Here is a 25,687-nt window from a genome sequence, read left to right as displayed (position 1 = left end):
TCTTTAGAAATATTCATCAAAAAAACTCTTTACTTTTCCCATAAACCCTTTATTTTCAGTTCTACTTTTATTTTTACTTTTATTGTTGGCTTTAGGTTTATCTTCAACACTATTAGTGTTTTCTTCAATTTCTTTAATGTGTTCTTCTTTGTTATAACTTAATTTTAACTCATTAAATACATGTTTAACAATACCTAATGAATTAATTGTCAATGGTTTTTCTAAATCTATAGTATCTTCATTTAAAACATATATAGGTTTGTTAAATATCTTTTTCCATATATTTTCTAGTGATTCATAAGAAGATACACCTCCGCCATATAGTATTACACTTGTAATATTTGAACTATATGGTGACTCTTTTAAATCTTTTTCTATGAATCCTAAAATTTCCTCTATTCTAGCTTCTATTATATCACACAATATATCTCCTTGAAGAGTGTATTCATCTCCATTTCTTACAATCAATATATCGCTAATATTCCTACCCTCTTTTTCATATTGCTTTTTAAATTCTTCTGCTTCCTTAAATGAAACTTTTGTGCAATACATAATATCTCCTGTGATATTATCTCCTCCTAATTCAAAAGAATTCATATGAACTAGGGCTCCATTCTTATATATAGCTAGATTTGTTGTTTGAGCACCAACATCAACAATGGCTACTGTTTCACGTCTATCATCTTGTGTAAGCACAAATGATGATGCTGCATGAATTTGTAACATTGTACCTTTTACATTAACATTTATTTCTTCAAAACATTTGTATAAAGCACTTAAGTTTAGTTCATTGCACACAACTACTTTAGCTACAACCTCAAGCCTATTTCCTTTCATATTTAAAGGGTTACTTATTTCATAGGAATCATCTATTATAAACTTTTCAGGAATTATATCTATGACTTTTTCATCTTTGCCAATTGAAATAACTTTTGCTTCATTTAACACTCTTTTAATTTCATTATTAGTAATCACTTCTTCATCATTTGAAATGGCAACTATTCCTGTACTAGATACTAATTTACACATACCACTTGGTATTCCTAAAAAGACCTCATCTATATATAGATTAATGATTCTTTCCATCTTTTCAAGGCATTCTTTTAAAGCTTCAGCAACACTACTTATATTAACAACTATACCTTTTTTTACTCCATCACACCTTACTTCAGTATTTGCTAATATCTTTAGCTTTCCCTGCTTATCTGCTTTACCTATCACGCCATATATAGCTGAGGATCCTATATCAATACCAACTATATAATTGTTATTCATATTTATTTAGCTTACCTCCTTTGCAGATAGCATTTAACTCTTACTATATATTCAACACTGTTTAAAAAAATCCTTTTAATTATTACCGTGTTGACATAAATTTAGCATTTTTCAATTGCCAAATTTATTATTATTTTGTAATTTTCCCAACAATAAAATACTTTTTTTTACATAAAATAAATTTTTTCACTTTTTTTCGAAAAAATTCATTGTCGAAACTACAAAATAGCAAACATTATATATATCGTTTTTTTATGCCATATCATTATAGTCTATTTTTAGATTATATATATTTAAATTAAAAAATCTTCATGCAATTAAAGTATTGTTTTAGCACTTTTATGAATAAACATTATTAAAACATATATAAAATTATAAGGACGAGAAAACTCGTCCTTAGTTAACATTTTCAAGGTCAGTAATTTTTATACTTCTAGTATGGGTAGTATGTGACCACTCTTTATTATTTTTATTAAGAATACCCTGAACTGAAATTGGTATCCATGTTACAGAGTATATAGGATATATTAAGTAATATAAAAATATTTTAAAACTAAATTTTTTATCTAATATTAAAATAAATGGTGTGTATATAAATTGCATAACAACTAATAACACTGTACCTACCCTCAAAATATTAAAATTAGCACTTTGAATTATATTAATGGCTTGAGTTATAAGTTCTGGTGCCATAGTGAAATAATTCACCATATTTAAAACCATAGCAATTCCTAATAAAATAGTTATAATTGGTTGTATGCTGTAAAGCGCACAATCCAACGCCATCCAATTAAATTCTTTTATTCCTTTTTTTAACAACTTAAAGAAATACCTAGATGCTACATCTGCAAATCCTTGCATCCATCTTTTTCTTTGTGCCCAAGACTGCTTTAAGTTTAAAGGCTTTTCATCATATATTATAGCATCGTGGGCCCACCCTACTTTACAATCATTTAAAACAAGTTTACATGTAAACTCTAAATCTTCTGTTAAACATGTAGCTCCCCATCCTAATTTTTTTAAAATATCAGTATCTACACAAAATCCTGTACCACCGAGTTGGTTAGATAATCCAATATTATTTCTGGATAATTGAAACATTCTATTAGATGTCCAAAATGCTATAGAATAACTTCCTGTAATCCAAGAGTCATTAGGATTTTTACTATCTAAATATCCCTGTACAACTTTATACCCTTCACATAATTTATTATTCATAACTTTTAAAAAGTTTTTAGAAACTAAATTATCCGCATCTAATACAACAATTGAATCATACTTTTTTTCCATATTAAAAATGTTGTCAAACATCCATTCTAAAGCATAACCTTTACCTTTTTGGTCTTTATTAAATCTTTCATATACCGAAGCCCCTGCTTGTCTTGCTTTTATAGCTGTGCTATCTGTGCAATTATCAGCAATTACAAATATATCATACATCTCTTTTGGGTATTCAACCTTCTTTAAACTATTTACTATATCCTGTATAACTACCTCTTCATTATGTGCTGCAACTATAAATGCAAAATTCTTTATAGGAGAATATTCCTTTTTATCTTTAAATCTAAATATTCCAAAAAACGAAAGAATCAGGTAATACATAGATACAACAAAAACTATATTGGTAAATATAGCTGAAGTAATATGTAATAACGACTTGAATATTTCCATTGAATCTCTCCTCCTTAATCAAAAGATATTTTAACACAAAACCCTTGTAAATACTATAGTTTTATTCAAATAATATATCTTCTTATTTTCATTAATTTTATGTTTTTCATATTAAGTATATATATTATTTCTATATTTAACCTTAATTTTCTCAAAAAAATAAAGAATATTGAAAGAAATCTTTTCTATTCAATACTCTTTTGTTTTTAGTTATAATTATAGAAGCATCATTCTAGTCATCATTTCTCTGTCTACAGAAAAACTCAATGCAGTTTCTTGGCTTATTATACTGTGTTTGTATAATTCCACTATTGACATATCCATTGTTTTCATTCCATATTTACTTCCAGTTTGTACTGATGATTCTATTTGATGAGTCTTTCCCTCTCTTATAAGGTTTTGAATCGCTGGAGTTGTAATCATAACCTCTAAGGCAGAAACTCTTCCCTCTTTATCTTCCCTTGGAAGCAATTGCTGTGAAACTATTCCTTGCATTACAGCTGCTAATTGTACTTTTATTTGTTGTTGCTGATGAGGTGGAAACACATCAACAATTCTATCTATTGTTTTAGCTGCTCCTATTGTATGAAGAGTTGATAAAACTAAATGTCCTGTTTCTGCTGCAGTTATAGCAATAGATATAGTCTCTAAATCTCTCATTTCTCCAACCAAAATAACATCTGGATCTTCCCTTAGAATAGCCTTTAAAGCACTTTTGTAAGATTCTGTATCTTTACCTATTTCTCTTTGATTTATTACAGATTTATTATGCTTATGCAAATATTCTATAGGGTCTTCTAATGTTATTATATGAGCTCCTCTTGTATTGTTTATTTCATTGATCATAGCAGCTAAAGTAGTACTTTTACCACTTCCTGTTGGTCCTGTTACCAGAATTAAACCTCTTTGCTTGTTTATCAATTCTTTTAATACTTGAGGATGATTTAATTCATTAAGAGTTGGAACCTTTAATGTTATAACTCTTAATGCTATAGCATCACTTCCTCTTTGTTTAAAAACATTTACTCTAAATCTCCCAAGACCTGCTACTGAATAAGATGTATCAAACTCTCCTTTTTTTTGGTACTCCTCGAAATTATCTTCTAAAATTTCTTTTGCAAATAGTTCTATATTCTTAGGCAATAACTTCTTATCTCCTATGGATACTAGCTGACCATTTGTCCTTATTATAGGAGCAATTCCTACTGTTAAATGTAAATCTGATGCTTTTTCTTTTAAAGTTATTTCTAATAACTCTCTTAGTGTATTCAAGTTTTTTCCCCCTAATTCATTGTATCTTTCCATATTTCTATCGACTCATAGGCTTGAAATCTTAACATATCTAAACCATTTATACATTTTAGCCCCAATTTTTCGCCTAATTTAATCAATTCTGTTTTTTCTGGTTCATAATTCAAGTCATATATTATTAAATTTTTATTTGTTTTTTCTATCTTAAATTCTATTATAGGGTTATTTATATTCCCCATAGGTGTGCAGTTTATCAATATATCATAATCATATAAATTTAAATCATCACTTATATTTAGTATATTGTTTACTAATGGAAATTCCATTTCTATTTTTGATAAGTTTCTACCTGCAACATCTATTGTTTTAGCTTCTAAATCCCTTAGTGCATAAAATACAGCCTTTGCCGAACCACCATTTCCCAATATAAGGACTTTTTTATATTTAACATCTATACTGTTTTCCTTTAAACTTCTTATAAACCCAAAGTAATCTGTATTGTATCCTAAATAACTATTTTCTTTCACTGCAACAGTATTCACCGCACCTATTATATTAGCTGGATATTCCAATTTATTCAAGTATTCCAAAACTTTTTCTTTATATGGTATTGTAACATTAAAACCAACTATATCATTATTTTTTAATTCAAAGAAAAATTTATCTATCTTAGCTTCATCTATATCAAAAACTTCATATTTTAAGTTAACATTGTTTTTTTTATAATAATCATTATGTATACATGGTGATTTAGTATATGCTATATTTTTCCCTAATAAACCACATTTTTTCAAATATATCAACTCCTAAAAGTTATATTCTACAAAAATGTGCTAAACTCCTCTTATAAGATTAAGTTACAAAAGAAATTTAGCACTTTTTATCAAACTCTATTTTTACCATTTAATTCTTTAAATAGCTTTTTCAATGCTCTTTTTTCTATTCTTGATACATAAGATCTAGAGATATCAAGCATTCCAGCTATCTCTCTTTGAGTTTTGGGATTTCCATCTAACAATCCATATCGCATCTCTATTATTCTTCTTTCTCTATCAGTTAAGCATATATTCATTTTTTTATATAATCTTTTTATCTGTATCTTATTTTCTACAATATCAACTACTGAATCCTCATCTGTACTTAATACATCGATTAAAGAAATTTCATTTCCCTCTTTATCTATTCCTATTGGGTCATGTAAAAAAACTTCACCTTTGCTTTTTTTATTATTTCTTATTAACATAAGAATTTCATTTTCAATACATCTTGCCGCGTAAGTAGCTAACCTAGTACCCTTTTCATAATCAAAGGAATCAATTGCCTTAATAAGACCTACAGTCCCAATAGAAATCAAATCATCAATTTCTCGTCCCGGAAAAGAATACTTTTTAACAATATGAGCTACTAACCTTAAATTTCTTTCAACCAACACTTGCTTTGCTACTTCATCACCATCTTTTAATTTACGTAAATAGTACTGTTCTTCTTTTTCATCTAGTGGTTTTGGAAATGAGTTACTCCCAGTAACATATCCCGCTAGAAAATTCACACTGCCAATCATACCAAAAAAGCATTGAAAGATGAACACAAGCTGCTCCCCCTATTATTGCTTACTACTATGATATGATTTACACACAAAAAAATTACTATTTCCCAATTAATTCTTTTATAACATCTCTAAAAATAGGTGCTGCTGTACTTCCTCCTCCTTGATTATCTTCTATATCTTTTACAAATACCATCATAGAATAGTATTTATTATTTATTTTAAAATATCCAATGAACCATCCATCATCATGTTTTTCCATTTTACCATTTTCACTTGGCTCCATTCTCGTAGCTGTACCTGTTTTTCCTCCCATATCTACTCCCGCAACAAATGCTTCCTTACCCGTTCCCTTTTCATTTAAAATAACTTGCTTCATCAATGATTTCACATACCCACTAACTGTTTTGTCAAAAACTTTTGTTTTATCCTCACTAAAGCTTTGTATTACCTTTCCATCATTGTCAACTACTTTTTCTAATATTGATGGCCTTATAAAGGCTCCCTCATTAACAACCGTTGCTGGAAGACTTAAAGCTTGTATAGGTGCAATTCTCATATTTTGACCTATTGATATATTTGTTACTCCACCTTTATCAATATCATCAATAGCATAATCTCCTGGGACTTCTTTATCTCCACTAAATCTAAGGGTCTTATCAAAAAATCCTTGAGCTTTTGCATATTTTATTAAAGTTTCTCCTCCTACTTTAGTACCAATTTGAGCAAATATGTTATTACAGGACTGAACCAATGCATCTTGTAACGTAAGATTACCATGTCCTTTTTTGCATGGTAATAATGGATTGTATTCACATAAAAATTTATCACTAGGTGTTATAAGTTTTTCATTTAATGCAGCTTCTAAAACTATTAATTTAAAAATTGATCCTGGAGCATATCCATTTTCAGTAGTTGATGCTAATAAAATATTGGGTCTACTATCATCCTTTTGCACCATAGCTCTTATCTTTCCGTTATTACATTCCATTATAGCCACACCTACATCCTTATATTTGCTATAATCATCTTTATTTATAATATTTTTCACTTTGTCTTCCATATCTTTGTTTAAAGTAAGTTGTATATTACAATTACCCTTATTTGTATCAATTGACTCTTGTTTTATATTTCCATTATCATCTTTTTCATATGTAATGGTAGATGTTTTATTATCCTTTATTACATCATATAACATTCCTTCTATCGATTCTTTTTCATTATCTTTATTTATGCCCTTAGTAACCATATTTATTAAGTTCCATGATTCCATACGATTAATTTCATTATAATCGTAAGTATAGATTCCCTTTAATTGTTCTAATTCCTCAATTTTATGTTTACATTCCTCATCAATTACAAAATATTTTTTTCCCTCTCCCCCTTTATTAAGAGATATCATTAAATCATAAGTTTTATCATAATTTTTAAGTATATAATCTAATGCATAAACTTGATCTAAAGGTGTTGAATTATTCTCTCTCTTAAATGTAATAGTATCTATTACAAGAACATACTTATTGCTATATTCTATTAAGCTTTTTCCACTACAATCTAAAATATCATAGTTTAACTCGCTAATATTTTCTTTATATGTGTGTTGTGCATTTGCTTTTAAATTCAACTCATCACTCTTAAAATACTGAATTTGAATTAATCTTCCTATAAGTAAGATAAATGATATAGCTAATGCACAAAATATTATAGTATTACGCCTTCTCATAAAAAAAACACCTCCTCTCAGCTAATTCTTGCCAAAAGTTAGGTGTTTTATTCTTATCTACATTGTAAAATATGTCTTATATTTGATGCCATTACATCTATTGCAACTCTATTGTGTCCACCTTCTGGTATTATTATGTCTGCAAACTTTTTTGAAGGTTCTACAAACTGCATATGCATAGGTCTAACAACATTTAAATACTGTTCTATAACTGAATCAACAGTTCTTCCTCTTTCGTTTATATCTCTTACCATTCTTCTTATTATTCTAACATCTGCATCAGTATCTACATATATTTTTATATCTAAAAGATCTCTAAGTTCAGGGTCATCCAATATCATAATCCCTTCCACAATAACTATATCCCTAGCTTCAACATTTATTGTTTCTTTTAATCTAGTATGTTGTGCAAAATCATATATAGGTTTTTCTATAGCTTTACCACTTGCTAATTGTCTCAAGTGTTCTATTAAAAGTGTAGTTTCTAAAGCATTAGGATGATCATAATTTGTTTTTATTCTTTCTTCAAAGGGTATATTACTTTGATCCTTATAATAAGCATCATGTTCTATCATAGCTATACAATCCCCATCGAATTGTCCATATATCTCTTTAGCTATTGTGCTCTTTCCAGATCCTGTTCCACCAGCTATCCCTATAAATATTGGCTTTTTCATTAATTATCCCCCTTACTTTTTATAAGCATATCCTTTGGTTTAAGTTCAGTACCACACTTAATTGTAAAATACATTTGTGCTCTATTGGCTACCTCTATTTTTGTTCCATTGGTTTCTTTCATGTCATCAAGGGTTATATAGAAATTATCTCCATCCGGTCTTAATACTTCAACCTTATCTCCCTCAAACACTCTATTCCTTTGTTCTATTTCTGCCATGTTTGTTTCACTATTATATTCCCTTACAATTCCAACAATATCATAATCTCTTATGTAAGATGAATCTTCATAAACCTGTTTGTTAGTCTCACCAAAGTAGAATCCTGTATGATATTGTCTATGGCTAACTCTTAATAAATTATCCATCCATTTAGCATTAAAACTCCAGTTTTTTGGGTCTTGTAAATATGTATCAAGAGCCTGTCTATAAGATTTAACAACTCCTGCTACATAATATGAACTTTTCATTCTACCTTCTATTTTTAGAGAATATACACCTGCTTCTACAACATCTTTTAGATGCTCTATCATACACAAATCCTTAGAATTCATTATATAAGTGCCTTTTTCATCCTCTACTACTGGAAAATACTCTCCCTGTCTCTTTTCTTCCATTAAATAATATTTATATCTACATGGTTGAGCACATGCACCTCTATTGGCATCTCTTCCAGTCATATAATTAGATATCAAACATCTTCCTGAATAAGCCATACACATTGAACCATGAACAAAAGCCTCTAATTCACAACCCTCTGGTAATTTACTTCTTATTTCTTTTATTTCTTTTAAACTTAATTCTCTAGCTAGTACTATTCTCTTAACACCCATATTGTACCAAAACAGAGCTGATTTCCAGTTTACATTATTGGCTTGAGTGCTTAAATGAATTTCTAACTTAGGAGCTACCTCCTTAGCAGTTACTATTATAGATGGATCAGATACTATTATAGCGTCAACACCTAATGATTCTAGTTCTCTTATGTAATCTTCTACGCCTTCAAGATCCCCGTTATGTGGAAATACGTTCATTGTAACATAGACTCTTCTTCCTCTAGAATGAGCATATTCAACGCCTTCTTTTATTTGCTCTGGAGTAAAGTTATCTGCAAAAGCTCTTAAATTAAGCTTACTTCCTCCTATATATACTGCATCAGCACCAAAATCTATAGCAGTTTTTAGCTTTTCTAAGCTTCCAGCTGGAGCAAGTATTTCTGGATTTCTCTTCATTAATTTTTCCTCCTTTTAGTAATCGCGATCCCATCACCCATTGGTATAACTGATGTAATTAGACTTTCATCTTTAGATACCATTTCAAGGTAAGTTCTCATACGCTTTACTATAGTAATTTTTCTTCTTTTTACTAATTCATTTGAAGCTACCATTCCTCTAAATAACACATTATCAGCTATGATTATTCCGTCATCAGCTAAAAGTCTTAAACAATGCGGAAGAAAATGATTATAATGGCCTTTTCCTGCATCCATAAATATAATATCAAATTTATCTTGAAGATTTTCTAAGACTTCTAGACAATCTCCTTCAATTATATTTATTTTATCTTTATAACCGTATTTTTTTATGTTTTCTTGTGCAATTTTAACCATATTTTCATCTCTTTCGACAGTAGTTATTTTCACATGGTCATTAACACTATTAGCCATTAATATTGAAGAATACCCTATAGCCGTTCCTAACTCCAATATCTTCTTTGGTTGTTTCATGCTTACCATAAACTCTAAAAATTTAGCACCTTCTTTTTGTATTATAGGTACTTTATTCTCTTCCCCAAATTTCTCTAGTTCTTGAAGTATTCCTTCTCTTTTTGGGATGAGCTCTCTTAAATACTGTTCCATGTATTCATGTGTTACTCCACTCATAAACTCCTCCAACTTACTTTTATCAGAATATATCTTTAAAGTTAAAACTTATATGTACAAATTATTTTGTTTATTTAGTTTTAAAGGGCTTTTTATAACCATAGGTTCATAATAATATTTACAATACTATTATGAACCTATGGTAATAATTAACCCATTAAAATTTATCTTATATTATAAAATAGAACTTATTTTTTTCTACTTGTTGCTCTTTTTCTTTCATTAGGATCTAATAATCTTTTTCTCATTCTTACATTAACTGGTGTAACTTCAACTATTTCATCAGCTCTTACAAATTCTAAGCATTGCTCTAATGAAAGTTCTGTTATTGGAGTTAATTTTAATGAATCATCAGCTCCTGATGATCTAGTATTTGTAAGTTGCTTTTTCCTACAAACATTAACTTCTATATCATCTGCTCTTGAACATTCTCCAGCAATCATTCCACAATAAACTTCAGTTCCTGGTCCTATAAATAATCTTCCTCTTTCCTGAGCATTGAAAAGACCATAAGTTATAGCTTCTCCTGATTCAAATACCACTAAAGATCCTCTTGATCTTTCAGGTATATCACCTTTTAACTTCTCATAACTATCAAAGACATGGTTCATTATACCATTACCTTTAGTATCAGTCATAAATTCATTTCTGAATCCTATAAGTCCTCTTGCAGGAACTTTAAATTCAAGTCTAACGTATCCATTTATAGCTGATGTCATATTAACCATTTCAGCTTTTCTAGGTCCAAGCTTCTCCATTACAGGTCCCATAAATTCTTCTGGAACATCTATTGTCAAGTATTCCATTGGCTCTACTTTAACGCCATTTTCTTCTCTGAATATAACCATTGGCTTAGAAACTTGGAATTCATATCCTTCTCTTCTCATTGTCTCTATAAGTATTGATAAATGAAGTTCTCCTCTTCCGCTTACTTCAAAACAGTCTGGAGATAATTCATTAACTCTTAAACTAACGTTTGTTTCTAATTCCTTTAATAATCTATCTCTTAAATGTCTTGATGTAACAAAATCTCCTTCTCTACCAGCAAAAGGTGAATCATTTACCATAAAGTTCATGCTTATTGTTGGCTCATCTATGTGTACAAATGGTAAAGCTTCTGGATTTTCATTATCTGCTATAGTATCTCCTATGCTTGCATTTCCAACACCACTTATAGCAATTATATCTCCAAGTTTAGCTTCTTCAGTGTCTACTCTTTTTAATCCATCATATACGTAAAGATTCGAAACCTTTATATTTGACTTATTTCCTTCTTTAGTCATAAGAGTTACCATTTGATTTTTTCTTATAGTTCCTCTTTCAATTTTTCCTATTGCTATTCTTCCTACATACTCACTTGAATCAAGAGTTGTAACAAGCATTTGTAGCGGCTTGTCTATGTACCCTACAGGTGCCTTAACATTTTTTATTATCATATCTAAAAGTGGTATCATATTTTCGCCTTTATCTTCTGGCTCAAGCATTGCATATCCATCTCTTGCTGAACAATACATTATTGGGAAGTCTAACTGCTCATCAGTAGCCCCTAGATCCATAAATAATTCAAATATTTCATCTATTACTTCTGTTGGTCTAGCATCTGGTTTATCGATTTTATTTATTACTACTATTGGATCTAATCCAAGTTCTAGAGCTTTTCTTAAAACGAATTTAGTTTGAGGCATAGCACCTTCATATGAATCTACTACTAAAAGAACACTATCTACCATTTTAAGTACACGTTCAACTTCTCCACCAAAATCAGCATGTCCTGGTGTATCTATTATATTTATCTTTACACCTTCATAGCTAACAGATGTATTTTTAGAAAGTATTGTTATACCTCTTTCTTTTTCTAAATCATTAGAGTCCATAACTCTTTCTTCTATTTTTTCATTTGTTCTATAAACATTACTTTGCTTTAATAAAGCATCTACCAAAGTTGTCTTACCGTGGTCAACGTGAGCAATTATAGCTATGTTTCTTATATCATTTCTTTCAAATATATTCATTATTTTCTTTTCCTCCAAAGTTTATTTATTTATTTACTTATTTATTTATTATTTAACTTTATTTTTGCACAAAATATTATTAATATGCAAAATAAAATTGGATACGTGGGTATCCAATTCTACTTTGACCATATTAATTCTAATATTACAATGTTAAAAAGTCAAATTTTTTGACTATTGATTGTCATTTTTTAAAGTTAAATCCAATCCAACCGAATCATGTAATATTTTAATTATATCTTCCCAAAGTACTGCAAACTTAGATTCCGCTTGAATATAGTTAGATACATCTATATTAGCAGATAAAATAGCTCCTAAATTTTGCATTTTTTCTTTAGTCTCTTGTGATATATCTCCTTTTTCAATTTGTTCATTATATGCCTCAAATTGAATTTTTCTGAATTTATCAACCAATTCTTTATTTTTTTCATTTTCTTGAATCTTTTTGTAAGAATTTCTATACTCTAATACTTCTGCAGTATTTTTCAGTTCATTAGCTAATTCATGAGTTCTATCATAGATAGTCATCAAATACCTCCAACTAAAATCTCTATATTTCCATTATTATTGGTAGTATCATTGGTTTTCTCTTTGTTTTCTCATATAAGTATACTCTTAAAGCATCTTTTATCATAGCTTTCATTGACGCCCAATCAGATATTTTCTTAGCCTCACATTCTTTAAGGGCAGCTTTTACTATTTCTCTAGCCTCACCCATTAAATCCTCTGATTCTCTAACATATACAAATCCCCTAGAAATAATATCCGGTCCAGCTATAACAGCTCCACTTTCTCTTTCAATTGTTACTACAACTGTTAAAATTCCATCCTGTGATAAATGTTTTCTATCTCTAAGTACTATATTTCCAACATCTCCAACACCAAGACCATCTACAAAAACTTGACCTGAAATAACTGTTCCATTTTTTCTTATAGAATCCCTTGTGATTTCCACAACCTCACCATTATCCATTATAATGATGTTGTTAGAATTCATACCTAGTTTTTGAGCTAGCTCTTTGTGCTGCTTTAAATGTCTATACTCTCCATGAACAGGTATAAAAAATCTTGGTTTAGCTAAACAATGCATAAGTTTTAATTCCTCTTGACACGCATGTCCTGATACATGTACATCTGCTAATGCTTCATATATAACTTCTGCACCCTTTTTAAATAATTGATTTATAACTTTTGATATAAGCTTCTCATTTCCAGGTATAGGGCTAGCTGATATTATAACCATATCTCCCTCTATTATATTAACCTTTTTATGTTCTGATGTAGCCATTCTAGCTAGAGCAGACATTGGCTCCCCCTGGCTTCCTGTAGTTATTATAACAATCTTATCATTAGGATATCTATTTATTGCATCTATATTTATAACAACATCTTTACCTGGTGTTAAATACCCAAGTTCCGTTGCAACTGCAACAGTATTCTCCATACTTCTACCTGAAACAGCAACTTTTCTTCCATACTTTTCTGCTGCCATGAGTATTTGCTGTATCCTATGGATATTAGATGCGAAAGTTGCAACTATTATTCTTCCATTTGCACTACTAAATATATTTTCAAAGGTTTCTCCAACTGTCCTTTCAGACATTGTATAACCTGGACGTTCAACATTAGTACTATCTGCCAGCATAGCTAGCACGCCCTTTTTCCCCAATTCTGCAAATCTTGCAAAATCCATTATCTCTCCATCTATTGGAGTATAATCTATTTTAAAATCTCCTGTATGCAATATAACACCTAACGGTGTATGTATAGCTATTGCTACAGAATCAGCAATACTATGATTTGTTTTTATAAATTCTACTGAAGCACTTTGAAGTCTAATTATATCTCTTGCTTTTACTGTTATTAAGTTTGTTGTACTTAATAATCCATGTTCCTTAAGTTTTGTCTCAATAATTCCCAATGTTAGTTTTGTACCATAAACCGGTACATTTAACTGTTTTAGGATATATGGAAGTGCTCCTATATGATCTTCATGTCCATGTGTGAAAAATATTCCTCTTACTTTTTCTTTGTTTTTTATTAAATATGTTACGTCCGGTATAACAATATCTATTCCAAACATATCTTCATCTGGAAATTTTAAACCACAATCTATTACTATAATATCCTCTTTGTACTCTATAATTGTCATATTTTTTCCGATTTCATTAAGTCCGCCAAGAGGAATTATCTTAACCTTATCCTTCTCTCTTTTCATTATCTCCCCTCCTTGCTTTTATTATATATTTTAAAACTACTCACCACAATTTTGGCATATCCCAAAAAATTTAACGCTATGGTCCTTTATTTTAAAATTATATTGTTTTTCAATTTTAACTTCTAAATTTTCCAACAAATCACCTTCTACCTCGATTACACTGCCACATTTTGTACAAATCAAATGGTGATGTCTGTGAATTTCGTCTTTATGAACCATTTCATATCTACTGCATCCATCATTCAAATCTAATTTATATACTATTTGCAATTCTTCTAAAAGTAAAATGGTTCTATAAACAGTAGCTAAACCTATTTCCGGACAATCTTTTTTTACTTCATCATAAATTTCTTCTACTGTTAAATGCTTGCCTTCATTCTCAATTATTGTATCAACTATGGCTCTTCTCTGAGGTGTTAATTTATATCCTTTCTTTTTCAATTCTTCTTTAAGATTATTCATTTCTGTTATAGTTAAATTTGGCATATAATAACAACCCCATTTCCTATATTATTAATTACTAATTATCTTCATTCATGAAAAGTGTAGCATATACCTCAGCTGCTATATCATACTCTTCTTCATCTTCAATTGTTGCTAATGTCATACTTCCATCTGCTTCTTCTATCATTTTTAATAGTATTCCTTCCTCTTCTTCACTATCAACAGGAATAACTACAGCATACTCACTATTTAATTCATCTACACCGAAAACCTCAGAAATTTCAAATTCGCACTCTACACCATCTTCATCAACTAGCAATATTGTTTGTTTCTCATCATTCATTCATTAACACTCCTCAATTATTAATTGTTTTACACCAACAACCATCATATTCCAAGAATGGTTATTAGCTGTTTGATATTCTATCTAAATATCCTTGTAGGATATATGTAGCCGCTACTTTATCAACTATTTTTTTTCTTTTTGCTCTAGACATATCAGCTTCAAGCATTGCTCTATGAGCTGCAACTGTTGTAAGCCTTTCATCCCAATACTCTAGCTCTATATTTAATTCATCTTTTATTTTCTTACAGAACTCCATAACTTTTTCTCCTTGAGGCCCTAATGTGCCATTCATATTCTTAGGAAGTCCTGATATTATTTTTTCAACTTTATAATCGTCACAAATTTTCTTCAAATCTTTCAAATCTAAAGGATCAATTCTACGTCTTATTGTTGTTATTCCTTGAGCAGTAAACCCTAATGGATCACTAATGGCAACCCCTATAGTTTTATCTCCTATATCTAATCCAAGTATTCTCATAAATATGCTCCTTATTTTATATAAAATAGGATATTAAAGTAAAAGTGCCCTAAAATAGGGCACCATCATTACTTTACGTCCAAATAAGATTTTAAAACTTCTTCTAAAATTTCATCTCTCTCTAGCTTTCTAACCAAAGCTCTAGCACCATTATAATTAGTAATATACGTTGGATCCCCTGAAATCAAATATCCCACTAATTGATTAACTGGATTATATCCTTTTTCTTTTAATGAGCTATATATTTCTGTAAGTATAGATTTAGTTAAATCTTTCTTATCCCTATCGAAATCGAACTGCATTGTATTTTCATTAATATTATTAGCCATAAGTAACGCTGCTTATGCAGCTTCACCTCCCTACAATTACATTATAACATGTACGTAGTTACCTTAATCAGTATAACCATTTCTTATAAAAGTATTCAACTTTTACTATAAAGTAATTAAATTTAGCATTATTCATTCTCATTTAATACTTATATTATAAATCAAAACGGCAAAAATGTATATACATTTATTATAATGATTTTTCTAATACTTCTTTAACTTTTTCTAAAGCCTCATCAACTTTTTCTGGAAGTTTACCACCAGCTTGAGCCATATCTGGTCTTCCGCCACCGCCACCGCCAGCAATTGTTGCGACTTCTTTTATTATCTTACCTGCATGAGCTCCTTTAGCCACAGCTTCTTTAGAAGCCATTGTAACAATTTGTACTTTTCCATTTACAACTGAAGCTAAAACTACTACTCCTTCTCCAAGTTTATTTTTAACTTTATCTCCAATGTCTCTTAGTGCATTTCCATCAATATCTAATAATTTGTAAGCAACATATTTCAACCCTTTTACTTCTTTGACTTCCTTTAAGATATCATCTTCTACACCATTAATCATTTTTGATTTAAGCTCTTGTATTTCTTTATCCTTTTCTTTTAATAAGCTTATATTTTGATTTATTTTCTCTATTAAATCTTTTTCTGTACATTTTAATACCTTAGAAACATCTTTTAACATTTCATTTTTATTTTCTATAAATTTAATTGCCCCAGTTCCTGTTACTGCCTCAATTCTTCTAGTTCCGGCTGCAACTCCTGCTTCTGAAACTATTTTAAATAAGCCTATTTGTCCTGAATTTCTTACATGAGTTCCACCACAAAGTTCCTTACTAAATTCTCCAACAGAAACAACTCTTACTGCCTCTTTATACTTATCCTCAAATAAAGCTATAGCTCCGCACTTTTTAGCTTCTTCTATTGACATTACATTTGTTACAACATCAAATACTTCCATGATTTTGTTATTTACTAAAGTTTCAACTTTTAATAACTCTTCTTCTGTCAATGCTGAGAAATGTGTAAAGTCAAATCTTAATCTTTCTTCATCAACATATGATCCTGATTGATTTACATGATCTCCCAATATTTCTTTAAGAGCTTCATGTAACATATGAGTTGCTGTATGATTTTTACATACATTAGTTCTTCTTTCTTCATCAACAACTAGTTTTACAGTATCATTTATACCTATTTCTCCACTATTAACTTTTACAAAATGAGCTATCTTTCCTTCTATATTCTTTTTACAATTTATAACACTAACTTCTGTTGTACTTCCATATATAAATCCAGTATCCCCTACTTGGCCTCCCATTTCAGCATAAAAAGGAGTAACATCCGTTATAACAATACCTTCTTCACCAGGTTTTAATTTTTCCACAAATTTATCATCTTTTATTATTAGAATAACTTTTCCTTGGTAGCTTAAAGTTTCATATCCTTTAAACTCAGTAACTATTTTATTATCTATTTTATTTAAAATAGAATCATCTACCCCCATATAGTTACTTTCATGTCTTGCTTCTCTAGCTCTTTTTCTTTGAAGTCCCATTTCTTTATTAAAACTAGTTACATCAACTGATATATTTTTTTCGTTTAGAATTTCTTCTGTAAGTTCTATTGGAAAACCATAAGTATCATAAAGTTTAAATGCTTTTTCTCCAATTAAAACATTCTCTTTAGATTCTTCCATTTCTACTATATATGATTTAAGTATTTCCATTCCACTATCTAATGTTTCATTAAATCTTTCTTCTTCTAAATCAATTATTTTCTTTATATAGTCAAATTTTTCTTTAAGTTCTTCATAAGCTGAACCATAATTTTCTATTACCGTCTCCATTATTTTGCTTAAAAACATTTCTTTTATTCCTAATAATCTTCCATGTCTTAAAGCTCTTCTTAACAATCTTCTTAATACATATCCTCTACCTTCATTTGATGGTGATACCCCATCACATATTAAGAATGTTACACTTTTAGCATGGTCCGCTATTATTCTTAATGATGTATCTGTAATTCCATCCTTACCATAAGAAACATTTGCTATTTTGCAAACCTTATTTACAATATCTTTTATAGTATCTATTTCAAAGATGTTATTTGTTCCTTGCATTATTGTTGCAATTCTTTCAAGACCCATTCCTGTATCTATATTTGGATGAGCAAGTTTATTGTAATTTCCATCTTCATCTTTATCAAATTGAGTAAATACTAAATTCCAGAATTCAACTATTATATCTTTATCAGAAGCCTGTAAGAATTCCTCTGATGTAGTTACTACTTTATCTCCTCTATCATAATGAATTTCTGAACACGGTCCACAAGGTCCAACCCCTATTTCCCAGAAGTTATCTTCTTTACCTAATCTGAAAATTCTACTTGGATCAACATCTGTTTTTTTAGTCCATATATCAAAAGCTTCATCATCATCAAGATATATTGTTACATAAAGTTTATCCTTTGGTATTTGCAACACTTCTGTTATAAATTCCCATGCCCAAGGTATTATTTCTCCTTTAAAATAATCGCCAAAGGAAAAGTTTCCAAGCATTTCAAAAAACGTTGCATGTCTTGATGTTTTACCTACGTTTTCTATATCACCTGTTCTTATACATTTCTGACAAGTTGTAACCCTTGTGCTTGGTGGTGTTTTTAGCCCCGTAAAATATGGTTTTAATGGCGCCATACCTGCATTTATTAAAAGTAAACTTTTATCTTCTTGAGGTACTAGTGAAAAACTCGATAACCTTAAATGTTTTTTGCCCTCAAAGAATTTTAAGTATTCTTCTCTTAGTTCATTTAATCCCATTTTTTTCATGTATATTCCTCCTAATTTTTATGTTTTTGAATATATTTAGTGTAATATAGATCTCAATATTACTTATTTATTCCTATTACCTTTTTTAATTTAAATTATTATAAAAAAATATAAAAAGCCTCCATCCCTACACCCAAGGGACGAAAGCTTGTTTCCGTGGTACCACCCTAATTATGGATTAAAATATAATCCATCACTCTATTGACAAAGCTCAAAGACAGCCTTCAATTTATATTTCAAAAAGCTTTCACCAACCACTTTCTCTCTAAATGAAAATATAAATTTACTCATTCTTATCATAGCTAAATATTATTTAATTTTATTACTTATGAAAAATTATATTTTATTATCATTTCTATGTCAAGATTTTAAAATAAATAATAGTTAATATCTTCATATATAACTTTTATTATAACTGCAAATGGTATAACTAAAACCATTCCAATAAAACCACCTATTTTCCCTCCTACTATCAAAAGAATTATAACTATCATAGGATGAATAGATATGCTATCTCCAACTATTTTAGGAGAAATTAAATCTCCTTCTATCTGCTGTATTATTATCAATAATATTGTTGTATATAATGCTTTTTGTGGAGACTGCAATAAAGCTAAAAGTATAGCTGGAATCCCCCCAAATATCGGTCCAAAATATGGAATAATATTAGCTGTGGCATTGATAAATGACAATACCAAGGGGAAATCAACCTTTAAGACTATTAAAATTATAAAAGTCAAAACTCCTATAAGTATGCTTAAAAGAACTTGACTTATAACATATTTAGATAATATTTTATCAACATCATTTATTATTAATTTAATAACACTTCTTCTTCTAACAGGCATGATCATTAAGAATTTTTCCCAAAACCTTTTCCCATCTGCTAAAAAGTAATATGATATCACTGGTATTACAGCTAATGAAAGTAAATGTTCTCCTAATTCCAATGCATTATTAATCATATCATTTAAAGTTTTTGAGGTATATTCTATGACCTTCCCCTCAATTTCAGTATGTACTAGTCCAAAAAGTTTATTATTCGTTATGTTATTATAAATATAACTTATACTCTTCTCTATTTCTTCTATTGACCCTGATAAATTAGAGCTCTCTTTTATCATTTTAGGTATAAAAAATGCTAAAATAGATATAAATACTCCAAAGACAAATAATATTGCTGCTATAGATATAAATTTTTTATTATATCCTTTTTTGTTAAAATACCTAACAATAGGCTTTATTGCGTATGCAACAATAAATGATATTAAAACTATATAAAATATTTCTCTTATAATATCATTATTTAAGAGCCATACACATAAAACAGCTGATAAACTTAAAATAATTACATTAATAGCAATCCTCTTCATACTCTTCAACTCCTATGAGCTTATGTGGAAGTGAGAAACACCTTATATTACTATTTGGATAATACAATACATTAAATTCTCCTAGTATCGTATTATTAATAAGTAATACTTCTTTTCCATTTACCATCTTATTTATTATTCCAGTTCCTACAATAATGGCTTTTATTGTAAATGTCTTTATATCAATTATTAAATCCTCTAGAACTCCTAGCATACATCCTTTACATGTAATAACATCTAAAAATTTTATATCATTGAAACATAATAAATCTTCTTTTATAGTTTTTTCTGCTATTAATTTTTCATTCACACAAACTATGTCTTCCTTTAAAACATATGTATCTTTAGAAAATAGAGAAAATGTAGATATTTTGAACCCAACTACATTTTTACTATTGTAATTGATTGCTATGTCTTTAACAAACCCTAAATATTTCCCATGTTTGTTTTCAACTTTCATATACTGAAATTCCTTAGTTCGTAGCATTGCCTCAACTTCCTTTCTAATTTATTTTGTCCACAGAAAAAAAAATAATACCTCAAGTTATTTAACAAACTTGAGGTATTATATACACCAACTTCTATATTAAACCATCTATAACGCCGCCACCAATAACTATATTCTCATCATAAAATACTACTGATTGACCCTTCGTTATAGCCCTTTGTTTTTCTTTAAATTCAACCTTTACCCTACCATTTTCTAATGGAGTTATAATTGCTTCTGCTGGCTTTGCAGAATATCTTATTTTAGCTTGAACTTCCATAGGTTCAATTAAGTTTTCAAATGGTATAAAATTAATATCTTTTGCTGTAAGAGTTGTTTTAAAGATTTCTTCCTCGCTACCAAGGACAATCTCGTTAGTCATAGGATTTATATCTATTACAAATACTGGTCTTCCAAGTGCTATGCCTAGCCCCTTTCTTTGTCCAATAGTATAATATACAATCCCTTTATGTTTTCCTAGCCTATTTCCTTCCTTATCAACAAAATAGCCTTCTTTAACTTTTCCATCTGTAACCTCTTTTATATACCTACCATGATTATTATCTGGTATAAAGCAAATTTCTTCGCTATCTTTTTTATTATGAACTTCTAAACCTATTTCTTTTGCTATTTCTCTTATTTTATCCTTAGAATATTCACCACAAGGCATTAGTGTACGTTCTAACTGATACTGAGTCATATTATACAATGCATAAGTTTGGTCTTTTTTATCATCATCTGATTTCTCAAGTAAATATCTTCCATTTTTGTTTATAACTTTTGCATAGTGCCCCGTTGCTACATAATCAGCTCCAAGACCTAATGATCTTCTTAAAAGTTCATCAAATTTTATATGCTTGTTACATGCTATACAAGGATTTGGAGTTTTTCCCTCAATATATTCATCAACAAAATAATCTATAACCTTGTTTTTAAATATATCTCTAAAATTTAAAACATAAAAAGGAATATCTAACTTATCAGCAACTCTTCTTGCATCATTTACAGCCGATAATGAACAACATCCGCCTTCCTTTTCTTCATATTCATCATCTTGTTGCCAAACTTGCATAGTAACCCCTATTACATCATATCCTTGTTGCTTTAAAAGATATGCAGCAACAGAGCTATCTACGCCTCCACTCATTCCTATTACAACTTTTTTCTTCATTATAAAATCACCTTTATAAATTATTATTCATGTCCATGAACATGATCATGTATATCATGATATTCTTTAGTTTCCCATGGTTCTAGTCCTTGTTGTACTCTGTAATCATTTATAGCTTTATGAATTGCTTCTTCTGCTAGTACAGAACAATGCATTTTAACTGGTGGTAAGCCATCTAATGCTTCTGCAACTGCTTTATTAGTTAAATTCCAAGCTTCTTCTAAATTTTTTCCTATTATTAATTCCGTTGCCATACTTGAAGATGCTATAGCAGAACCGCATCCAAAAGTCATAAACTTAGCATCCTTAACTATATTGTTCTCTACTTTTAGATATATTTTCATTATATCTCCACATTTAGCATTTCCAACTTCACCTATTCCATTGGCATTATCTATTTCTCCAACATTTCTAGGATTTCTGAAATGATCCATTACTTTATCACTGTATATCATTACTATTTTTCCCCTCTCTTTTTAAAATCATACCATAATGGTGACATACTTCTAAGTCTTTCTATTATAGGAGGAAGTTTTTCTAAAACATATTCTACTTCTTCCTCTGTTGTGTTATCTCCTAATGATAGTCTTAATGATCCATGAGCTGTCTCGTGATCTAAGCCTATTGATAACAATACATGTGACGGATCTAAAGCTCCTGATGTACAGGCACTTCCACTTGATGCACAAATACCCTCATAATCTAATGATAAAAGGATTCCTTCTCCTTCTATAAATTTAAATGATATATTAACATTTCCTGGAAGTCTCTTTTCTCCCTTTGGACCATTAATTTTTGTATATGGAATTTTTTCTACTATTCCACTCATTAATTTATCTCTTAAAAAACTTAATTTTTCGCTATCTTTCTTTATATCAGCTGTTGCAAGCTCTATGGCTTTACCAAGACCAACAATTCCAGCTACATTCTCTGTACCTGCTCTTCTTGCTCTTTCTTGTCCACCGCCATGGATAAGATTGTCTATCTTTAATCCTTTTCTTATATAAAGAGCACCTACCCCTTTAGGTCCATATATCTTATGTCCTGCTAAAGAAAGTAAATCTATATTTAATTCTTTTACATCTATTTCTACATGGCCTACAGCCTGAACTGCATCTGTATGGAATATAATTTTTCTTTCCTTACAAATTTCACCTATTTCTTTTATTGGCTGAATTGTTCCAATTTCGTTATTTGCAAACATAACAGATACTAGTATTGTATCATCTTTTATTGATCTCTTTAGTTGATCTAAATCAACGAATCCTTCTTCATTAACATCTAGATAAGTAACTTCAAATCCGTTTTTTTCTAGCCACTCACAAGTATGTAATAATCCATGGTGTTCTATTTTTGTTGTTATTATGTGTTTTCCCTTATTAGCATGAGCAAATGCAATTCCTTTTATAGCCCAGTTATCTGCTTCAGATCCCCCTGCTGTAAAATACACCTCATCAGTTCCACAACTTAAAGCTTTTGAAACTCTATCTCTTGCAACATCAATAGCTTTTTTTGTTTCTCTAGCTATTGAATATATTGAAGATGGGTTACCATAATACTCTGTAAAATATGGTAGCATTTCTTTTAATACTTCTTCTTTAGTGTAAGTAGTAGCTGCATAATCCATATATATTATTTTCTTATCCATGGTTTCACTCCCTAATTATTTTATTTTTATTTCATTTATTATTCCATGCTTATTCGTCATGGCTAAATAATCATCTACTATATCTTGAAGTGTAACTTCTGTCATAACACTATCAATACTTTTTTTTATTTTTTCCCATAATAATCTAGTAGCACAACAATCTACATTTGTACATGTAACCCCATCTACACAATCTGATATCTCAATTGGGCCTTCTAATACATCCATTATATCCGCTACTGTGATTTCTTTAGGCTGTTTATTAAGTACATATCCACCTTGAGCTCCTCTTATACTTTTTATAAGACCTGCTCTTCTTAGTGGCGAAAATAACTGTTCTAGATAATATTCAGATATATTTTGTCTCTTAGATATTATTTTTATAGATACAGGATCTTCACCATAGTGGATTGCTAAATCTACCATTGCTTTTACTCCATATCTACCCTTAGTTGATAGTTTCATTTTTATCACTCCCAAAGTTGAGTGTTTCACTATGCTTTACAAAAAATATTTTATCAAACCCGAGTATACTTGTCAACAATACTTAGGCTATATATTATATATTAATTTTCATTTTTTATGCTTTCCCAATATGATTCACATATTTTCTCAAGCTTATTGTTTCCATAGTTGTAATACACTCTATTTTTTATTTTATTAGGCAAGTATTGTTGCTCTATATAATTATTCTTGTAATTGTGAGGATACTTATATCCTTCTCCTCTACCCATTAATTTTCCCCCATCATAATGAGAATCTTTCAAATGGGAAGGTACTTCCCCTATGTTTAATGTATTTAAATCTTCCATAGCTTTATTTATAGCCATATAAGCACTATTTGATTTTGGACATGTAGCTAAAAAAAGTGTAGCCTGTGCCAATGGTATTCTTGCTTCTGGAAATCCTAATTCTCTAGCAGCATCAACACAAGATTTAACAATTGTTATAGCTTGAGGATGAGCAAGACCTATGTCCTCAGTGGTTATAACCAATAATCGCCTGCATATAGATGTTAAATCTCCACCTTTAATAAGCATAGATAAATAAAAAACCGCTGCATTAGGGTCACTTCCCCTTATTGATTTTTGAAAAGCACTTAAAACATCATAATGAACATCTCCTGAGCTATCAAAATTCAAAGTTTTTTCTGTAATGATATCTTTTAAGTCACTTTCATTTATATCACCATTATTACTGCTGTTAATCAATATTTCTAGCACATTAAGAGCTCTTCTAAAATCTCCATCACTTAATTTAGGTATTTCTCTAATAACTTTACAATCAATATTTAAATCTATAGATTTTTCTTCTTTAATCCTTCTTATAGTACTTTTCAAACCATCTTCTATATCTTCATCAGTTAATGGCTTAAATTCTACAACCATAGACCTACTCAATATAGCTTTAAAAATATGAAAATAAGGATTCTCTGTTGTACTACCTATTAATGTTATTTTGCCATTTTCCATAAACTCTAATAATATTTGTTGTGTTCTTTTGGGAAAATGATGTATTTCATCTATATATAAAACAACACCCTTATACCCAAGAAAAGTATCCAAGTCACCTATAATATCTTTAATATCTTTAAGTGAATCAGTTGTTGCATTTAACTTATATAGTTTTTTATCACTTATCTTTGCTATTATATTAGCCACAGTAGTTTTACCCACACCTGGTGGTCCATAAAATATCATATTAGGTATATATTTAGACTTTGATATTCTATCAATTAGCTTTCCCTCTTGTAATAAATGCTTCTGTCCTACAACTTCATCTAATGTCCTAGGTCTCATAAATTCAGCTAAAGGTATATTCATACCCACTTCACCTACCATTTAACTTTTTATTTCATTATGTATTATAACATATTATCCAATCTTTATTGTATAAAGCAATTCTTATGTTATTAAGTAAATGTCTTAGTTATAAAACTATCATTTGCAATAAAATAAAAATGGTTATGCCACGTTCTTATTGACGATTTACAATTAAAAATTGAGAATTGACAATTATGGTTGAAATCCAACGGTTTTCTTAAAAATATTTTTATTTAAGAAATCTTCCTAAAAAGATTTCATCCGCCATTGTCAATTGTTCATTCTCAATCTCAAATTATAAAAGCCTCTACCATTTAATAAGTTATTCATAAATTCAACTTCAATATAAATTCCTATAAGACATATGAAAGAAAATAATAAGTCAAAGGTGCCATGTATATTTCGTGTTAGACAAGGAAGTGATATTAGTTCATAGCACAAGCTATGGGCTAATATTGCTGACACAGTATGACACGAAATAGACTAGCATACTAACTTGTTATTTTTTT

The 25,687-nt window shown here is 29.5% G+C and carries 24 protein-coding genes and 1 other annotated feature; all 24 genes read right to left on the bottom strand.

Annotated elements, in window-relative coordinates:
• Positions 1-3 precede the first annotated feature (3 nt).
• The 24 genes from ftsA to BM119_RS01905 all read right to left on the bottom strand — a co-directional run bounded on the left by ftsA (position 4) and on the right by BM119_RS01905 (position 25,178).
• Complete coding sequence (gene ftsA / locus BM119_RS02020; protein ID WP_090038430.1) at positions 4-1,275, bottom strand: cell division protein FtsA; 1,272 nt, start codon at positions 1,273-1,275, stop codon at positions 4-6.
• Positions 1,276-1,671: 396 nt separating this feature from the next.
• A complete protein-coding gene (locus BM119_RS02015) occupies positions 1,672-2,946 on the bottom strand; it encodes a glycosyltransferase family 2 protein (protein WP_090038428.1) in 1,275 nt (424 codons plus the stop codon).
• 216 nt (positions 2,947-3,162) lie between these two features.
• Positions 3,163-4,218 carry a type IV pilus twitching motility protein PilT gene (locus BM119_RS02010; protein WP_090038486.1) on the bottom strand — a complete coding sequence of 352 codons (1,056 nt, stop codon included), beginning with the start codon at positions 4,216-4,218 and terminating at the stop codon, positions 3,163-3,165.
• An 11-nt stretch (positions 4,219-4,229) separates the two neighbouring features.
• On the bottom strand, positions 4,230-4,991 hold the full coding sequence (aroE, locus tag BM119_RS02005) for a shikimate dehydrogenase (protein ID WP_090038427.1): 762 nt from the start codon (positions 4,989-4,991) through the stop codon (positions 4,230-4,232).
• 89 nt (positions 4,992-5,080) lie between these two features.
• On the bottom strand, positions 5,081-5,785 hold the full coding sequence (gene sigK, locus BM119_RS02000) for an RNA polymerase sporulation sigma factor SigK (RefSeq protein ID WP_177199284.1): 705 nt from the start codon (positions 5,783-5,785) through the stop codon (positions 5,081-5,083).
• A 58-nt stretch (positions 5,786-5,843) separates the two neighbouring features.
• Positions 5,844-7,466 carry a peptidoglycan D,D-transpeptidase FtsI family protein gene (locus BM119_RS01995; protein WP_090038425.1) on the bottom strand — a complete coding sequence of 541 codons (1,623 nt, stop codon included), beginning with the start codon at positions 7,464-7,466 and terminating at the stop codon, positions 5,844-5,846.
• A gap of 53 nt (positions 7,467-7,519) precedes the next feature.
• Positions 7,520-8,143, bottom strand: a complete 624-nt coding sequence (udk, locus tag BM119_RS01990) for a uridine kinase (protein WP_090038424.1) — start codon at positions 8,141-8,143, stop codon at positions 7,520-7,522.
• Positions 8,143-9,372 (bottom strand): peptidase U32 family protein, encoded by a 1,230-nt coding sequence (locus BM119_RS01985; RefSeq protein ID WP_090038422.1) that lies wholly within the window; start codon positions 9,370-9,372, stop codon positions 8,143-8,145. The genes udk and BM119_RS01985 overlap by 1 nt, the downstream gene beginning before the upstream one ends.
• Positions 9,372-10,022, bottom strand: coding sequence for an O-methyltransferase (locus BM119_RS01980; protein ID WP_090038420.1), 651 nt, complete (start codon positions 10,020-10,022; stop codon positions 9,372-9,374). The genes BM119_RS01985 and BM119_RS01980 overlap by 1 nt, the downstream gene beginning before the upstream one ends.
• Before the next feature lie 188 nt (positions 10,023-10,210).
• The gene (typA, locus tag BM119_RS01975) at positions 10,211-12,034 is read right to left on the bottom strand and encodes a translational GTPase TypA (RefSeq protein WP_090038418.1); all 1,824 of its coding nucleotides are present in this window, start codon (positions 12,032-12,034) and stop codon (positions 10,211-10,213) included.
• Positions 12,035-12,208: 174 nt separating this feature from the next.
• Positions 12,209-12,562 (bottom strand): YlbF family regulator, encoded by a 354-nt coding sequence (locus tag BM119_RS01970; protein ID WP_090038417.1) that lies wholly within the window; start codon positions 12,560-12,562, stop codon positions 12,209-12,211.
• Between the two features lie 22 nt (positions 12,563-12,584).
• The gene (locus BM119_RS01965; protein WP_090038415.1) at positions 12,585-14,252 is read right to left on the bottom strand and encodes a ribonuclease J; all 1,668 of its coding nucleotides are present in this window, start codon (positions 14,250-14,252) and stop codon (positions 12,585-12,587) included.
• Between the two features lie 36 nt (positions 14,253-14,288).
• Complete coding sequence (locus BM119_RS01960) at positions 14,289-14,738, bottom strand: Fur family transcriptional regulator (protein ID WP_090038413.1); 450 nt, start codon at positions 14,736-14,738, stop codon at positions 14,289-14,291.
• Between the two features lie 34 nt (positions 14,739-14,772).
• Positions 14,773-15,039 (bottom strand): DUF1292 domain-containing protein, encoded by a 267-nt coding sequence (locus tag BM119_RS01955; RefSeq protein WP_090038412.1) that lies wholly within the window; start codon positions 15,037-15,039, stop codon positions 14,773-14,775.
• A gap of 64 nt (positions 15,040-15,103) precedes the next feature.
• Positions 15,104-15,520 carry a Holliday junction resolvase RuvX gene (gene ruvX / locus BM119_RS01950; RefSeq protein ID WP_090038410.1) on the bottom strand — a complete coding sequence of 139 codons (417 nt, stop codon included), beginning with the start codon at positions 15,518-15,520 and terminating at the stop codon, positions 15,104-15,106.
• A gap of 68 nt (positions 15,521-15,588) precedes the next feature.
• Positions 15,589-15,849, bottom strand: a complete 261-nt coding sequence (locus tag BM119_RS01945; protein WP_090038409.1) for an IreB family regulatory phosphoprotein — start codon at positions 15,847-15,849, stop codon at positions 15,589-15,591.
• A 190-nt stretch (positions 15,850-16,039) separates the two neighbouring features.
• Positions 16,040-18,676 (bottom strand): alanine--tRNA ligase, encoded by a 2,637-nt coding sequence (gene alaS, locus BM119_RS01940; RefSeq protein WP_090038407.1) that lies wholly within the window; start codon positions 18,674-18,676, stop codon positions 16,040-16,042.
• Between the two features lie 133 nt (positions 18,677-18,809).
• Positions 18,810-18,985: a binding site (T-box leader), on the bottom strand.
• Positions 18,986-19,044: 59 nt separating this feature from the next.
• Entirely contained in the window at positions 19,045-20,049 is a 1,005-nt protein-coding gene (locus tag BM119_RS01935) for an AI-2E family transporter (protein ID WP_090038406.1), read from the bottom strand.
• The gene (locus BM119_RS01930) at positions 20,030-20,509 is read right to left on the bottom strand and encodes a PRC-barrel domain-containing protein (protein WP_090038404.1); all 480 of its coding nucleotides are present in this window, start codon (positions 20,507-20,509) and stop codon (positions 20,030-20,032) included. Before BM119_RS01930 ends, BM119_RS01935 begins: the two co-directional genes overlap by 20 nt.
• A gap of 121 nt (positions 20,510-20,630) precedes the next feature.
• Positions 20,631-21,707 (bottom strand): tRNA 2-thiouridine(34) synthase MnmA, encoded by a 1,077-nt coding sequence (gene mnmA, locus BM119_RS01925; protein WP_090038403.1) that lies wholly within the window; start codon positions 21,705-21,707, stop codon positions 20,631-20,633.
• Between the two features lie 23 nt (positions 21,708-21,730).
• On the bottom strand, positions 21,731-22,162 hold the full coding sequence (gene nifU, locus BM119_RS01920; protein WP_177199283.1) for a Fe-S cluster assembly scaffold protein NifU: 432 nt from the start codon (positions 22,160-22,162) through the stop codon (positions 21,731-21,733).
• 2 nt (positions 22,163-22,164) lie between these two features.
• Positions 22,165-23,355, bottom strand: coding sequence for a cysteine desulfurase NifS (nifS, locus tag BM119_RS01915; protein WP_090038401.1), 1,191 nt, complete (start codon positions 23,353-23,355; stop codon positions 22,165-22,167).
• 15 nt (positions 23,356-23,370) lie between these two features.
• Positions 23,371-23,820: an RrF2 family transcriptional regulator gene (locus BM119_RS01910; RefSeq protein ID WP_090038399.1), complete on the bottom strand. Its 450-nt coding sequence runs from the start codon at positions 23,818-23,820 to the stop codon at positions 23,371-23,373.
• Positions 23,821-23,921: 101 nt separating this feature from the next.
• A complete protein-coding gene (locus BM119_RS01905) occupies positions 23,922-25,178 on the bottom strand; it encodes a replication-associated recombination protein A (protein ID WP_090038398.1) in 1,257 nt (418 codons plus the stop codon).
• Positions 25,179-25,687 lie beyond the last annotated feature (509 nt).

The organism is Clostridium frigidicarnis (assembly GCF_900111985.1).
Lineage (GTDB): Bacteria > Bacillota > Clostridia > Clostridiales > Clostridiaceae > Clostridium_Z > Clostridium_Z frigidicarnis.
This window is presented reverse-complemented; position numbering and strand designations above follow the sequence as displayed.